Consider the following 16387-nt stretch of genomic DNA (forward strand, 5'->3'; position numbering starts at 1 on the left):
ATGGTATTTTAAAAAATTTTACATAGCTATTAAGGATAGTATGAAATTATGTCATAGTAACAATTTTCGTTCGGGTTTAAAAATTATTTTTGAAAATGAGCCATATTTGATAGAATCTAGTGAATTTGTTAAACCTGGGAAAGGTCAAGCTTTTGTTCGAGTTAAATTAAGAAAATTACTTACAAGACAGTTAATAGAAAAAACTTTTAAATCGACGGATACTTTAGAAATAGCTGATGTTTTGGAACATACTGCATCGTATTTATACAATGATAAAAATTTTTGGTATTTTTTTAAAAAAAACACTTTTGAAGAAATATGCATAGAAAAAAGTATTGTCGGCATACATAAGAAATGGTTACTAGAGCAGGACACATGTGTTGTGATTTTTTGGAATGATCAACCCATTTCTGTGATACCAAATAAATTTGTAAATATTAAAGTGATAGATACATCAGTTGCATTAAAAGGAAGTACTGTCAATGCAAGTACGAAATTAGCCATATTAAGTACAAGTGCGGTTATTAAAGTACCTCTTTTTATTAAAATTGGATCCTTAATTAAAGTGGATACTCGTTCTGGTGAATATGTATCACGTATTAAAGAATAAAATATGTTTTTAATATTCATTGCCTCTAATATATTGACGATAGCTATCCCATTCAAATGTTAACCACAAACTGTTACCTAATCGCATTCTATCAATTACTCTTTCGCCTAATAGACATTTCATACCTTTATGATCTAAGTTTGATAACATGCCTGTAGAACGCTTTGATGATGAGCGTCGGTCAACGATTTGATTAATAATTACTTTTTCATAACGTGATTCAGTTTGCATACCGATTTCATCAATCATTAACAAATCTACACTACTTAAATCATGTAATAAATTTTCTTCAGTAGTATTACTAGTTCCACTAAAAGTACCTTTCATATGAGACATTAAGTCTGCTACAGTCACAATAAGTATACTTTTCCCATGCAGAATTAAATAATTACCAATGGCAGATGCTAAATGATTTTTTCCTGTCCCAGGCCTTCCTGAAAAAATAAAACTAGCGATATTTTTATTAAAATTTTTTGCATAACGTTTTGATGCTTCTAATACTTTTCGTTGCCCTTCATTTTCAATTTTATAATTATCAAAAGAGCAATTCATATATAATTCCCTAATACCAGATCGACCTAGAATACGTTGCATTTTCATAGCTTTATTCGCACGAAGTATAGATTCTGAAGATATTCTACCTTGTTCTTGATTCCAAGATAGTAGCTCTTCATCATTATTAAATTTAGGTTTAATATTATTAGGCATCATTTTTTTTAGACGCTTAAAAAATTCACTATAAAATGTCATTATTCACCTCTAAATCCATTTGGAGTTTTTTTATCAGGAATAGGTATATCTGTAATATTTCTTATATTTTTTTTTTCATAATGCAAAGATCGACTTTTTTGTAAACTTCTAGCAAGTTTTTGTTGCCATTGTATATGATGAAAAAAACAGCCTTCCGCTTTCCAATAGGATATAAAACAGGCTAATTCACATTTTGATACTTGTCCGATAAGATTAATACCCCATAGTGCTGATTGATGAAGAAAATCTTGATCAGGCTTCCATTTTGTGTGCATAGAAAATTTTTGTATGTATTTTTTTTTTTCTTCTTGTGGATTATCATTATTTAAATAGTATTTAATATCAAAAAATTCTTTGAAAAAATCGGGAGTAATTACATAAAATACTGGAGTATTTTTTTTTAATACTGCAAAAAGATCATGTTCTTTTTTTTCTAATATTTTGATGGGATTTTTACAAAATAAATCAATATTAATACTTTTAGAGATAGATATTTTCATGAAATTATTTAACCTTTTATTTTACAGTTTTTATATTTTGTTATTTAAAGTATAAAGATAATATTCGATTTGAGATGTATGTTTTTTTTTATATAAAACCCAATTCTCTGGTATTTTTAAAATTTTTTTTTTATTTTTTTCTATATAAATCATAGAATTTTTTTTTAACCATTTGTTTTTATTTAATAATATAAGTGTTTCATTGATTAATTCTATTGAGTACGGCGGATCGATAAATATTATATCATATGGTGTTCCATTTTTTTTAAGCCAATGTATTGCATTGGTGTGTATTACATTTAAATTATTTATTTTTAGTTTTTTTATATTGTTTTTTAATATTATTGCCGTATTTTTATCGATTTCTAATGATGTTACATGTGTGGCATTTCTAGATATAGATTCTATTCCTAATACACCGCTACCAGCAAAACAATCCAGACAAATAGCATTTTGAACCGTTTTAGAAAGCCAATTAAATAATGTTTCACGTATACGATTCGTAGTTGGGCGTAAATATAGATTGTCTTTAAAATATATTTTTTTCCCTTTAAATTTTCCTGCAATAATAGAAACATAATTGTTTTTTTTTATAAAATTATTATTCATATTTTAGATATTTGTGGTTAGTGATATAATTTATTTTATTATTAATATATGTATAAACAAATGTTTTATTTTTTATATTTTTAAATTATCTTTAATGAAAGTAAACGTTTGACTAATTGATCAAATATAGGGTATTTCATGAGTAATGATAAAAAAAATAGTTTTTTTTCCTGGCTAACTAATAAAATTAGCAATAATAAAATTTCTACTAAAAAAGTTTTGAAAACAGATAAAGAATACAAAGAAGGTAATTGTTTAAATAAAAAATCTATTCCTAATATATTAGCGCAAGAAAAAAATATACAAAAAAAATTTCTTAAGACATCTACATCTTTAAAAACTAATAATGATGATAAAATTATAGATATTGATATTATTCAGGACATAAAAAAGAATACTCAAGATAATATCACTAAGCGAAACAATATTTTTTTAAAATTAAAAAATACTTTAAGAAAAACACAAAAAATTTTTAGCGAAGGAATAAGTAATATTTTTACTTCTAAAAAAATGGATAAACTTTTATTTAAAACTTTAGAAGAAAAAATGTTATTAGCTGACATTGGTATTGATACTACTGATTATATTATTAATACTTTGATAACAGAAAGCAGCCGAAAAGATTTACAAAATTCTGAACAAGTCTATTATTTTCTACAAAAAAAAATGTATTATATTTTGAAAAAAGTAGATGTACCATTAAAAATAAATAATCATATTCCTTTTATAATTTTAGTAGTAGGAGTAAATGGAGTCGGAAAAACTACAACAGCAGTAAAGTTAGCGAAAAAATATAAATCTGAAAACAAATCAGTGATGTTAGTTGCGGCGGATACCTTTCGAGCAGCAGGTGTCGAACAGCTAAAACAGTTAGGAGAAATAAATAACATTCCGGTTATATCACATCAATCTGGCACTGATTCATCAGCAGTGATATTTGATGCGGTACAAGCAGCAATATCAAGAAATATAGATATATTGATTATTGATACAGCTGGTCGTTTACATAATAAGTTATATTTAATGGAAGAACTTAAAAAAAATATCAGAGTAATAAAAAAAATTAATTCATCCGCTCCTCATGAAATTATGTTAGTAATTGATGCATCCAATGGACAAAATACACTTAAACAAACGGAAAACTTTCATAATGCATTAAATATTACTGGTATTGTAATTACTAAACTTGATGGCACCGCTAAAGGTGGAGTATTATTTTCTATTGCCCATCGTTTTTCTATTCCTATTCGTTATATAGGTATTGGTGAAAATATTACAGATCTAGAAGTATTTAATAGTAAAAATTTTATCAAAATAATATTTGATCAAAAATAACATTATCATTATATGATCAGTAGACATAAATTATTTTTTATTTTTAAATTAAAACATTTACAAATCTGTATATAGAAAATTTTTGATTTTATTTTTTAATTACAGTATAATAATTTTATCCCACATATTCATGATTCCATAAAAATATAATTATTTAATGCGGGAATAACAATGATTAACAAAGTACAGATTTTATCTGTGACTCCACTTGGTAATTTAGATGCTTATATTAGATTAGCTAATTTATGGCCAATGCTATCATATGATGAAGAAAAAGCACTTACTAAACGTTTACGTTATAATACCGATTTAGATGCCGCAAAAATTTTAATTTTATCTCATCTCCGTTTTGTTATTCATATCTCTCGTCATTATTCAGGATATGGATTACTTCAAGCTGATCTTATACAAGAAGGTAATATAGGTTTAATGAAAGCTGTTCGTCGGTTTAATCCGGAAATAGGAGTTCGTCTTGTTTCATTTGCAGTTCATTGGATTAAATCGGAAATACATGAGTATGTTTTGCGTAATTGGCGTATTGTAAAAGTAGCAACTACTAAATCACAAAGAAAATTATTTTTTAATTTACGTAAAACAAAAAAAAGATTAGGATGGTTTAATCAAGAAGAAATAGAAATTGTTGCTCGTGAATTAGGTGTTAGTAGTCAAGATGTCAAAGAAATGGAATGTCGAATGTCAGCTCAAGATGTAGCATTTAATCCAGTGCCAGAAGAAGATTATATAGATGGCAAATATCATGGAATTATTCCACATTTACAAGATAAAACATCTAATTTTGCTTATGGAGTGGAACAAGATAACTGGGAAGAGTATGCTGCCGCTAAATTAAGTAATGCTTTGTTAGGTCTGGATGAACGTAGTCGATATATTATTTATGCGCGTTGGTTAGATGAAAATAAAAAAAATACTTTACAGGCTATTGCTAATAATTACGGTATTTCTGCAGAGAGAGTTCGTCAGTTAGAAAAAAATGCAATGAAAAAATTGAAAATAGCTATAGAAGATTAATGTTGTGTTTATATTTATTCTAGAATAAACAATAATGTATTTGAATACTTTTAATTTAAAAAAATTTTATAATAACAATAAAGATGATTTTATTAAAAATATAGTATTTTTTTATTTATAATATTTTCTGCAATTTTTATTATCATATAAGATATAATTATGTTTCTTAAAAAATTTATATTTTGAGATAATACGTATTTTATATAAGATGATAGTATATTTACTATTTAACATTTATTTTATAAACAATTTTTTTGTTGTATATCGTATAAAAATTTTTTCATTTTATATATAAATATTTGAAAATTGATTTATAATGCATATTGGTTTTAAGTATTATATAACTTATTTTTTAGATTAATGTATTTTTTTATTATATTTTATATACAATTTCTTTTATATATAATAATTATTTTCTTAGTATTAATATCTATTTTTTGTATATTATATTTTATATTATTAATTATCTTAATGCTTTTTGATGTAAAATATAATATTTTCAAGGTTTTTTTATGTATAAAATTATCTCAGTTGATTTAGATGGAACTTTATTATCTCCTCAAAATAAAATTACAAAATACACGGAAAAAATTATAAAATCATTACTAGAAAAAAATTTTTATTTTGTTTTTGCTTCTGGCCGACATCATTTAGATATTATGCAATTACAAAACATTTTAAATATAAAAACTTTTATCATTTCTTCTAATGGTGCTAGAGTATATGATTTAAATAGGCAATTAATTTTTAGTCATTATTTAACTGAAGAAATTGCTCGAAGTTTATGTAAAATAAAATATTTTGATAGTAGTATTACTACTCAAATATATTGTGACAAAAATTGGTATATTAATAATGATCAAATCGATAATCAATTGTGTCCATCTTTATCAGCACTACAGTATAAATTTTTTGATCTCAATAGTTTAAATTATAAAAAAATTAATAAAATTTTCTTTACGAGCCGAAATATAAAACAATTAGATATTTTAAAAAAAAATATTATTAATATATGGCATAATGACATTCATATCAATTATTCTATGCCGGGTTGTTTAGAAGTGGTTTCAGGAAAAACCTCTAAAGGGGAAGGTTTAAAAAAAATATGTAATTTTTTAAAAATGTCTTTAAAGGATTGCATATCTTTTGGTGATGGCATGAATGATCAAGATATGTTATATATGTCTGGAAAAGGATGCATCATGGATAATGCTGATCCAAATTTAAAAACCGCCTTACCGTATATGGAAATTATTGAAAAAAACAAAAATGATGGTGTTGCTAAATTTTTATATAATAAATTTTTAAATATTTTATAAATATATATATTATATCAATATATTTTTAATTTTAAAAATATATTATTTAAAAGATCTCGGTTATAAAATATTACGCACTAATGTCAAATTGTTATATGCATGTAAACGGATGTAATGAATAAAATTTTGTATTACTAACTCTTTTTTTTCACTATTACGTATTGCAGCATATAACCTTCTCCAAATTCCATTTCCTATTTTTCTTGTTACCACTAAACCTTGGCGTTCAAAATTGCCTACTGCCCAATGTGGTAGAGCGGTAATTCCCATTTGTGCTGATACCATTTGAATTAATAATAAAGTATTATTAACATTCTTAAATATAGGTATAATTCCAGCTGGTTGTAAAAAATATTTCCATATATCTAATCTATATCTTTGAACTGGATATGTCATAAGTATTTCAGAAGCTAAATCTTTGGGCATGATATTCTCTTCTTTTTTTACTAATGGATGATTCGGGGATAAAATTAATCGCACTTCAAAATCAAACATAGGAGCGTAAAATAAGTTACTACGCGGTAGTACTTCAGAGGTTAAAACAACATCTAAATTACCTTGTTGTAATGCTAGTTGGGGGCTAAATATCATATCTGAATAAAAATCTATTTCTACCTGAGGCCAACTTTTTTGAAAAATTGTTAATGCCGGCATGAGCCATTGAATACAGCTATGACACTCAATAGCTAGGCGTAGTAACATATGATGTGAATTAGTACAATTATGTATAGCTTTTTGTATTTTTGGTAATATTTCTTGAGATAACTGTAGTAAAATTTTGCCTTGAGTAGTAAATTTTATAGGATTGCTTTTTCTGATAAATAACTTAAATCCTAATTTTTTTTCTAATTGATTACACTGATGTGATATTGCCGATTGTGTTTGATGCAATTGAATAGCAGCAGCACTTACAGAGCCGCTATTTTTTAATTCTTGTATTGTACGAAGATGTTTTATTTCAATCATGATATTCCTTCATATTAATTATGAACTATTTACGCTTGTAATTTTTTTTTTATATGAGAATTATAGAGTATCTATATAATACAAATCAATGATAAATTTTTTATAAATAATATTTTATAAAATGATAAGATCATAGGATAAATATCATGGTTGTTTTATCTCATATACTTGGTTTTCCTCGGATAGGTACCAATCGTCAATTAAAAAAAGCTCAAGAAGATTATTGGAATCACAAAATTGATAAGAAAGAATTATTAAGTATTGGATCACAATTAAGACAAGATCATTGGCGGAAACAAAAAGAATCTGGATTATATTATATATCTGTTGGAGATTTTTCTTGGTATGATCATGTATTAAATACTAGTATGATGCTAGGTAATATTCCAGAAAGACATAGAATAGATAATCATATTAATTTAGACACTTTATTCAGTATGGCTAGAGGTTCATCACCAAATATTTCAGCTTGCGAAATGACAAAATGGTTTAATACTAATTACCATTACATTGTACCTGAATTTAGTCGAGATTTAGATTTAAAATTTTCTTGGAAACAAATTTTAGAGGAAGTTGATGAAGCATTATTATTGGGTTACAAAGTGAAACCAATATTGTTAGGACCGATAACATATTTATGGTTAGGAAAGATAAAAGGAAAAACGTTTGACTGTATGGAATTATTAGATAATATTATTCCAATTTATCAACAGGTATTAAAGGAATTATCTATTCGCGGAATAGATTTTGTGCAAATAGATGAACCTGCTTTAGCGTGTGATTTAACAGAAAAATGGAGGCATGCTTATACTTATTCATATTCTAGATTATATGGTATTACTAATTTATTATTAGCTACATATTTTGAAAGTGTTGAACATAATCTTGAGATTATTACTCGCTTACCAATACAAGGAATTCATATTGATCTTATTCATGGACAATATGATTTAGTAAGTTTCAATACTCAATTACCAAAAGAATGGATTTTATCTTTGGGTGTTGTAAATGGTCGCAATGTTTGGCGCACTGATCTTATAAAATGGTTTACAGAAATTATAAATATTATAAAAAATCGTCAAAAATTGATAATTTCTTCATCTTGCTCATTATTACATGTGCCGATAGATGTGACAATAGAAAAAAATTTAGATAATGAAGTAAAAAATTGGTTTTCATTTGCCATTCAGAAATGTGAAGAAGTGTCGTTATTATGTAAAGCATTAAATGAAAATACAACTACTATTCTTAAAAATTGGATTTTACCAATTTATGAGAGACGTTTTTCATCAAGAGTGCATAAAAAAGATATACAGAAAAGAGTATCTAATATTTCTCCAGACTCTTATCAGCGCTTAAATTCTTATGATATTAGATTACTAGAACAAGAAAAAGCATTTAAATTACCCATTTTACCTACTACTACTATTGGTTCTTTTCCGCAAACTAGAGATATCAGGCAGCTACGACACGATTTTAAATCACAATTGATTAGTGAGAAAGAATATAATATTGGTATTAAAAAAAATATTCAAAAAGTTATTTCTTTACAAGAAGATTTGGATATAGACGTATTAGTACATGGAGAATCTGAAAGAAATGATATGGTAGAATATTTTGGCGAGCACTTAGATGGTTTTGTTTTTACTGATTACGGCTGGGTGCAAAGTTACGGATCACGATGTGTAAAACCACCAATTATTGTTAGTGATATTAGTCGTGAAAAACCTATAACAGTAGAATGGTCTAAATATGCTCAGTCTTTGACAAAAAAACCAGTTAAGGGCATGTTAACTGGTCCTGTTACAATTTTGTTCTGGTCTTTTCCTAGAGAAGATATATCATTAGAAGTTATTGCTCAGCAAATAGCATTAGTATTACGTGATGAAGTACAAGATTTAGAAAAAGCAGAAATAAATATTATTCAAATTGATGAACCAGCATTGCGTGAAGGTTTACCATTACGTAAAAAATTGTGGAGTAAATATTTATCTTGGGCAGTGAATGCTTTTCGTTTAAGTTCTTCTGGTGTAAAAAATAGCACACAAATTCACACGCATATGTGTTATTGTGAATTTCATGACATAATGAATTCCATTGCTTTATTAGATGCAGATGTAATTACTATTGAAACTGCTCGTTCTGATATGGAATTATTAGAATCATTTAAAAAATTTCAATATCCTAACGATATCGGGCCTGGAGTGTATGATATTCATTCTCCTAATATACCGAGTGAACAAGAAATAAGTCAAAGATTACTTAAAGCTATAAATTATATTCCATTAAAACGTATTTGGGTTAATCCAGATTGTGGTTTAAAAACAAGAAATTGGAATGAAACAATTATTGCGTTAAAAAATATGGTTTCAGTAACAAAAAATATTAGAAAAAAATATAAAATTAGATAGAAAATGCATTTTTATTTTTTCTGATATACAAAAATATCATACATTTAATCATCTTTTAGATTAGGTTTTTTATAGAATGATCTAAATGATGATTTAATAAAATTTTATATTAATTATAAAAATATAGTATTTTAATGTTTGAAATGACGAGTATGTGTAAAAATCATAGAAATATTTTTTTCGTTAGCTGCCTCTATAACTTCTGGATCTCGAATTGAACCACCAGGCTGTACAATACAATTGATACCCATTAAAGAAGCGCAATCTACTCCATCTCTAAAAGGAAAAAAAGCATCAGATGACATTGTCGCACCGATAATATTTTTTTTTTCTTTTTTTGCTTTCATATTAGCTATATTAATAGCGTCGATACGACTTGTTTGTCCTGCTCCAATACTAATAGTAACATTATTTCTTCCATACACAATAGCATTAGATTTTACAAATTTAGCAACTTTCCAGCAAAATAATGCATCTTGTATCTCATTTTTTGTTGGATGACGTACTGTTTTAACGGTCCATTTATCATATTCTATACTATTATTATCATATTCTTGTACTAATAATCCGTTTCGTATTCTTTTTAGATCTAATCCTGTTGTTTTTTTATTTTTTTTTCCTGAAATAAGTACTCGTATATTTTTTTTTGTTTTTAATATTTTTAAAGCAGTATTATCAATATCAGTAGCAATAATAACTTCAACAAATTGATTATTTATAATTGTTTCTAAAGTAGCTACATCCAATATTCTATTGAATGCAATTACCCCTCCAAATGCTGAAATAGTATCTGCATGATAAGCGGACAAGTATGCTTCATATACTGAATTTTTCATAGATACACTAGAAGGATTACCATGTTTGACAATAACACATGCTGGATCATTAAATTCTTGCACGCATTCTAGAGCTATATCAGCATCAGATATATTATTATAGGATAATTCTTTTCCTTGAATCTGATATGACGAGCTGATTGTTCCATCTAAATAGGTATTCTTTTCTATATAATATGATGCTTTTTGATGTGGGTTTTCTCCATATCTTAAATTTTGTTTTTTGATAAATTGTAAATTTAATATTTTTGGAAAAGCATTGTTATTTTTTAATGTAATATTTTCAGAAAAATATTGTTCAATTTTTTTTTCATATGATAGTGTATATTGAAAGGCTTTATGTGCTAAGTAAAATCTTTTTTCTAAAGTTATATTGTTTGTACTAATATCATTTATAATAGATTGAAAATCAGATAAATCGGTTATTATTATAACATCTTTGTAATTTTTAGCGGCTGCTCTGACAAGAGTAGGTCCACCAATATCAATATGGTTTAAAAAATCACTGATTTTTATTGATGTTTTTGTATTTTTTTTTACAATAGGGTAAAAATTCACTATTACTATATCGATAGGTAATATATTATATTTATGCATAATTTTTTTATCTATATTTCTTCTCCCCAAAATACCAGCCATAATTTTAGGATGCAAGGTTTTCACGCGACCATCCATGATTTCTGGAAATTCTGTGTAATCTGAAATTTTAGTCACGGGTATATTATTTTCTTTTAAAGTTTTTTCTGTTCCACCAGTAGAAAATAAATTGATTTTATTATCGATTAACAATTGAGCTACATTTATAATGTTAGTTTTATTCGATACACTAATTAAAGCATTTTTGATAATATTATTTAATGACATAAGATATATTCTTTATTTGATTAGCAGAATAGTATTTTTTTTATAAAAATACATATATAATATTTTATCTGTTTAACATTTTATGTATAAATTTTTTTCAGGGGTTTTTATACCCCCTCGCAAAATTATTTTTTTTATATTATTTAACAACATTTTTTAATGCTTTCCCCGATACAAAACTTGGTACTTTTGTAGCAGGTATACAAATTTCTTCACCTGTTTGAGGATTTCTTCCGGTACGTGATGCGCGTAGATTGACTTTAAATGTACCAAATCCAACAATTTGTACCGATTCTCCTTTTTTTAAAGATTCAGCAATAGCAGACAAAGTCATCTCTAATGTAGATTTAATTTGCATTCTAGATAAGTTAGATTTTTCAGCGATTATTTTGATTAATTGGGTTTTATTCATTATCTTCTCTTTTATCACTAATATTAATAATTTTTAAGATTTTCATTGGTTTATTTGTGCCAATGAAAGAGTGTGAATATTTAAATAAAACAATAATAAAACATGCATGATAGTGCATATTAAATATGTTTAATACAATTTTAATTTTTAAATTCAATTACATTTTTTTAAGAGAGAATTAATGTTTTATTTATTATACATATAAACCTCTTAATTTTTATATAATATAAAAGCGTTTGATATTGTATTAATGATATTTCTTATATAAAATATATTAAATATTGATAATTTTTATATTTTATATATAAAAATAGCATAATAAATATATGAAAAATATTTTATTTTGATAATGGAATAATATAAAATTTTAATATATTTTTTTAAAAAAAATATATTATATCTTTATTAACTAAATAACAAATATAAATTTATATTTGTTATTTAGTTTTTTTATTAGTGGCATCCGTATTTAGAAATATAAAAAACAAGTTATAAATATTATTTATCGTTGATAAGAGTAGAATTTAAGAGTTCTGATAAATTAGCAGATGCTTCTTCAGCACTTATAGATGAACTTAATGTATTTGAATGATGATCGTTCTGCGCTTGACGTCGATTTAAGCGTTCTTTATGATATGCATATCCTGTTCCTGCTGGAATCAGACGTCCGACAATGACATTTTCTTTTAATCCTCGCAATTCATCTCTTTTTCCTGCAACTGCTGATTCTGTTAACACGCGAGTCGTTTCTTGAAAAGAAGCCGCTGAAATAAATGATTCAGTAGCAAGAGAGGCTTTTGTAATTCCCAATAAATCGCGAGAAAAAGTAGCTATTTTTTTATTTTTATTGCATAAAATACGATTAGACATTTTTATTTTAGAATATTCTACTTGTTCTCCATCTAAAAAATCTGATTCACCTGATTTAATTATTGTAGCTTTTCGTAACATTTGTCTAATAATAACTTCTATGTGTTTATCATTTATTTTGACACCTTGCAAACGATATACTTCTTGCACTTCATTAACAATATATCTAGTAACCGCTTGTACACCTCTTAACCGTAAAATATCATGTGGTGATTCTGGACCATCTGATATTACGTCACCACGCTCTACTCGCTCACCTTCGAAGACATTTAATTGCCTCCATTTTGGAATCATTTCTTCATAAGAATTATTTCCATTGATTGGTGTTATAACCAATCGTCTTTTCCCTTTGGTTTCTTTACCAAATGATATAATTCCACTAATTTCAGCTAAAATAGCCAATTCTTTAGGTCGGCGAGCTTCAAATAAATCAGCGACTCTTGGTAGTCCACCTGTAATATCTTTAGTTCCTCCAGATTCTTGAGGAATCCTTGCTAAAGTATCACCAGAACTTATATGCATGCCATCGTCAATCTGGATAATAGCTTTCCCAGGTAAAAAATATTGTGCTGGCATGTCCGTTCCAGAAATGAGGACATCATCTCCGGATTTATCAATAATCTTCAGTGCTGGTCTTAAGTCTTTTCCGATAGACATTCTTTCTGCCGTATCTAATATTACTATAGAAGATAATCCTGTTAATTCATCAGCTTGTCTAGTAATGCTTTGTCCATCTATCATGTCTATAAATTTAACATAACCATTAACTTCAGTTATAACGGGCATAGTATGTGGATCCCATTTTGCTACAGTTTCTCCTGCATATGCTTTTTCACCATGCCCTTTCGCCATTATAGCTCCATAAGGTACTTTATAACTTTCTTTTGTTCTTCTAAATTTGTCAATGATTTTTAATTCTACATTACGTGATGTAATTACTATTTTCCCGTTAGAATTAGTAACAAATTTAGCATTTTTAAGGTGTATCACACCTGGATTTTTTATTTGAATACTTGATTCGGCTGCAGCTCTGGATGCAGCACCTCCAATATGAAACGTACGCATAGTTAACTGTGTTCCCGGTTCACCTATAGATTGTGCTGCAATTACTCCAATAGCTTCTCCTTTATTTACTAGATTTCCTCGCGCTAAATCACGGCCATAACAATGTGCGCATATGCCAAAATTAGTATCACAATTAACTACAGATCGCACTTTAATATTATCGATAGAGTTTTCTTCGATAAGATCGCATAATTGTTCGTTCAGTAATGTATTTCTTGAAATTAGTATATCCTGGGTGTTTGGTAGGATAATATCCTCTGCAGTGACACGTCCTAAAACACGTTCATGTAATGGTTCTTTGACATCGTCACCTTCAATTAAGGAAGTCATTACAATGCCTTCATAGGTTTTACAATCGTCTTGTGTAATTACTAAATCTTGTGCTACATCCACTAAACGACGTGTAAGATAACCAGAATTAGCAGTTTTTAGCGCAGTATCAGCAAGACCTTTTCGGGCTCCATGAGTAGAAATAAAATATTGTAATACATTTAATCCTTCTCGAAAATTTGCTGTGATAGGAGTTTCAATAATCGATCCATCTGGTTTAGCCATTAATCCTCTCATACCAGCTAATTGACGTATTTGTGCAGCAGATCCGCGGGCACCTGAATCTGCCATCATAAAAATACTATTAAAAGAAATTTGTCTTTCTTTTTCCCCTTTTTTATTTATAACAGATTCTGTAGATAAATTTTTCATCATAGCTTTAGCTACTCTTTCATTGGCAGCTGCCCAAATATCAATAACTTTATTGTACCTTTCTCCGGCTGTAACTAATCCTGATTGAAATTGCTCTTGTATTTCAGCTACTTCTATCTCTGCTTCAGAAATAATATGTTCTTTTTTATCCGGTATAACCATATCATCGATTCCTACTGAAGCACCAGATCTAGCTGCATAAGCAAATCCTGTATACATAATTTGATCAGCTAAATAAACTGTTGGTTTCAAACCTAAAATACGGTAACAAGTATTTAGCATTTTAGAAATATCTTTTTTTCCTAAAGTTTTATTTACTATACTAAACGGTAAACCTTTAGGAACAATCGTCCATAGAATAGCTCTTCCGATAGAAGTATCAACAATTGTTGTTTTTGAAGTAAAATTATTGTTATCATTTTTTTGATATTCTGTAATTCGTATTTTAACTAAAGAATGTATCTCCGCAATGCCTAAGCGATAAATTTTTTCTGCTTCATAAGGTCCACTGAGAATCATTCCCTCTCCCTTGCCATTGATTTTCTCACGAGTCATATAATATAGTCCTAAGACTACATCTTGAGATGGTACAATAATTGGTTCACCATTAGCGGGAGAGAGAATGTTATTGGTAGACATCATTAATGCTCTGGATTCCAATTGAGATTCTATAGTTAATGGGACATGTACAGCCATTTGATCACCATCAAAATCAGCGTTATAAGCTGCACAAACTAAAGGATGAAGCTGAATAGCTTTACCTTCTATAAGAATAGGTTCAAATGCTTGTATACCCAATCTATGTAGTGTAGGTGCTCTATTTAATAATACTGGATGTTCCCGAATAACTTCATCTAATATATCCCATACAACTGATTCTTCTCTTTCTACCATTTTTTTTGCTGCTTTAATGGTTGTTGCTAAACCTCTCACTTCTAATTTTCCATATATAAATGGCTTAAATAGTTCTAATGCCATTTTTTTTGGTAAACCACATTGATGTAATCGTAAATAAGGACCTACAGTTATCACAGATCGTCCTGAATAATCTACTCTTTTCCCTAATAAATTTTGTCTGAATCTTCCTTGTTTTCCTTTTATCATATCAGCTAATGATTTAAGAGGTCTTTTATTAGATCCAGTGATTGCTCGACCCCTTCTTCCGTTATCCAGCAATGCATCTACTGCTTCTTGCAGCATTCTTTTTTCGTTTCTTACAATAATATCTGGAGCTGATAGATCTAATAATCTTTTAAGTCGATTATTTCTATTTATAACGCGTCGATATAAATCATTTAAATCAGATGTTGCAAATCTTCCGCCATCTAATGGTACTAAAGGTCTTAAATCAGGTGGTAGAACTGGTAATACAGTAAGTACCATCCATTCTGGTTTATTATGTGATTGTATGAATGCTTCTAATAATTTAATTCTTTTTGTGAGTTTTTTTCGTTTTGTTTCAGAATTTGTTTCATTTAATTCTATTTTTAATTTATCGCATTCTTTAATTAAATTTATATCTTTTAATAGAATTTGTATAGCTTCTGCTCCCATTTTGGCGTCAAATTCATCACCAAATTCTTCTATAGAATCTAAGTATTGTTCTTCTGTTAAAATTTGTCTTTTTTCCAAATTAGTTAATCCAGCTTCCACTACGACATAAGACTCAAAATATAGAACTCTTTCAATATCTCTTAATGGCATATCTAATAATAAACCAATACGAGATGGTAATGATTTTAAAAACCAAATATGAGCAGTAGGAGAAGATAGTTCGATATGTCCCATTCTTTCTCTTCTTACTTTGCTTTGTGTGACTTCTACGCCGCACTTTTCACAAATCACACCTCTATGTTTTAATCTTTTATATTTTCCGCATAGACATTCAAAGTCTTTGACTGGACCAAAAATGCGAGCGCAGAATAATCCATCACGCTCAGGTTTGAATGTTCTATAATTAATTGTTTCGGGTTTCTTTACTTCACCAAATGACCAAGATCTGATCATATCAGGAGAAGCTAATGAAATTTTAATAGCATCAAAATCTTCAATTTTAGTTTGAGCTTTTAGAAATTTTAGTAAATCTTTCACAAAAAAGCTCCCATCGGA

At 27.6% G+C, this 16387-nt stretch carries 12 protein-coding genes; 5 read left to right on the plus strand and 7 right to left on the minus strand.

All coding sequences use genetic code 11. The features are described from left to right. Positions 1-40 precede the first annotated feature (40 nt). The gene (gene efp / locus AB4W59_RS00100) at positions 41-610 is read left to right on the plus strand and encodes an elongation factor P (RefSeq protein ID WP_367673122.1); all 570 of its coding nucleotides are present in this window, start codon (positions 41-43) and stop codon (positions 608-610) included. Between the two features lie 9 nt (positions 611-619). Here the strand turns inward: efp and dnaC are convergent, their stop codons facing one another. The 3 genes from dnaC to rsmD are packed head-to-tail and all read right to left on the minus strand — an operon-like array spanning position 620 to position 2469. Beyond that, positions 620-1360 (minus strand): DNA replication protein DnaC, encoded by a 741-nt coding sequence (gene dnaC / locus AB4W59_RS00105; protein ID WP_367673123.1) that lies wholly within the window; start codon positions 1358-1360, stop codon positions 620-622. Continuing rightward, the gene (locus tag AB4W59_RS00110; protein ID WP_367673124.1) at positions 1360-1860 is read right to left on the minus strand and encodes a DnaT-like ssDNA-binding domain-containing protein; all 501 of its coding nucleotides are present in this window, start codon (positions 1858-1860) and stop codon (positions 1360-1362) included. Before AB4W59_RS00110 ends, dnaC begins: the two co-directional genes overlap by 1 nt. 30 nt (positions 1861-1890) lie before the next feature. Beyond that, the gene (rsmD, locus tag AB4W59_RS00115; RefSeq protein WP_367673125.1) at positions 1891-2469 is read right to left on the minus strand and encodes a 16S rRNA (guanine(966)-N(2))-methyltransferase RsmD; all 579 of its coding nucleotides are present in this window, start codon (positions 2467-2469) and stop codon (positions 1891-1893) included. A gap of 138 nt (positions 2470-2607) precedes the next feature. Between rsmD and ftsY the strand changes: the two genes are divergently transcribed. The 3 genes from ftsY (at position 2608) to AB4W59_RS00130 (ending at position 6152) form a co-directional block, all read left to right on the plus strand. Next, positions 2608-3804, plus strand: a complete 1197-nt coding sequence (gene ftsY, locus AB4W59_RS00120) for a signal recognition particle-docking protein FtsY (protein ID WP_367673126.1) — start codon at positions 2608-2610, stop codon at positions 3802-3804. A gap of 171 nt (positions 3805-3975) precedes the next feature. Beyond that, complete coding sequence (rpoH, locus tag AB4W59_RS00125) at positions 3976-4833, plus strand: RNA polymerase sigma factor RpoH (protein ID WP_367673127.1); 858 nt, start codon at positions 3976-3978, stop codon at positions 4831-4833. 512 nt (positions 4834-5345) lie between these two features. Further along, positions 5346-6152 carry a Cof-type HAD-IIB family hydrolase gene (locus AB4W59_RS00130; protein WP_367673128.1) on the plus strand — a complete coding sequence of 269 codons (807 nt, stop codon included), beginning with the start codon at positions 5346-5348 and terminating at the stop codon, positions 6150-6152. Positions 6153-6212: 60 nt separating this feature from the next. On the opposite strand, the gene metR is transcribed toward AB4W59_RS00130, so the two are convergent. Then, a complete protein-coding gene (metR, locus tag AB4W59_RS00135) occupies positions 6213-7118 on the minus strand; it encodes an HTH-type transcriptional regulator MetR (RefSeq protein ID WP_367673129.1) in 906 nt (301 codons plus the stop codon). Positions 7119-7264: 146 nt separating this feature from the next. Here metR and metE point away from each other — a divergent pair, with 146 nt between their 5' ends. Next, positions 7265-9529, plus strand: coding sequence for a 5-methyltetrahydropteroyltriglutamate--homocysteine S-methyltransferase (gene metE / locus AB4W59_RS00140; RefSeq protein ID WP_367673130.1), 2265 nt, complete (start codon positions 7265-7267; stop codon positions 9527-9529). 131 nt (positions 9530-9660) lie between these two features. Here the strand turns inward: metE and purH are convergent, their stop codons facing one another. From purH to rpoC, 3 genes are all read right to left on the minus strand, one after another. Beyond that, the gene (gene purH / locus AB4W59_RS00145; RefSeq protein WP_367673131.1) at positions 9661-11229 is read right to left on the minus strand and encodes a bifunctional phosphoribosylaminoimidazolecarboxamide formyltransferase/IMP cyclohydrolase; all 1569 of its coding nucleotides are present in this window, start codon (positions 11227-11229) and stop codon (positions 9661-9663) included. A 139-nt stretch (positions 11230-11368) separates the two neighbouring features. Continuing rightward, positions 11369-11656: an HU family DNA-binding protein gene (locus tag AB4W59_RS00150; protein ID WP_367673359.1), complete on the minus strand. Its 288-nt coding sequence runs from the start codon at positions 11654-11656 to the stop codon at positions 11369-11371. A 483-nt stretch (positions 11657-12139) separates the two neighbouring features. Beyond that, positions 12140-16369, minus strand: a complete 4230-nt coding sequence (rpoC, locus tag AB4W59_RS00155; RefSeq protein ID WP_367673132.1) for a DNA-directed RNA polymerase subunit beta' — start codon at positions 16367-16369, stop codon at positions 12140-12142. Positions 16370-16387: the final 18 nt, after the last annotated feature.

The sequence above is a fragment of the Buchnera aphidicola (Cavariella theobaldi) genome (genome assembly GCF_964059165.1).
In the GTDB taxonomy this organism is placed as follows: Bacteria; Pseudomonadota; Gammaproteobacteria; order Enterobacterales; family Enterobacteriaceae; genus Buchnera; species Buchnera aphidicola_BO.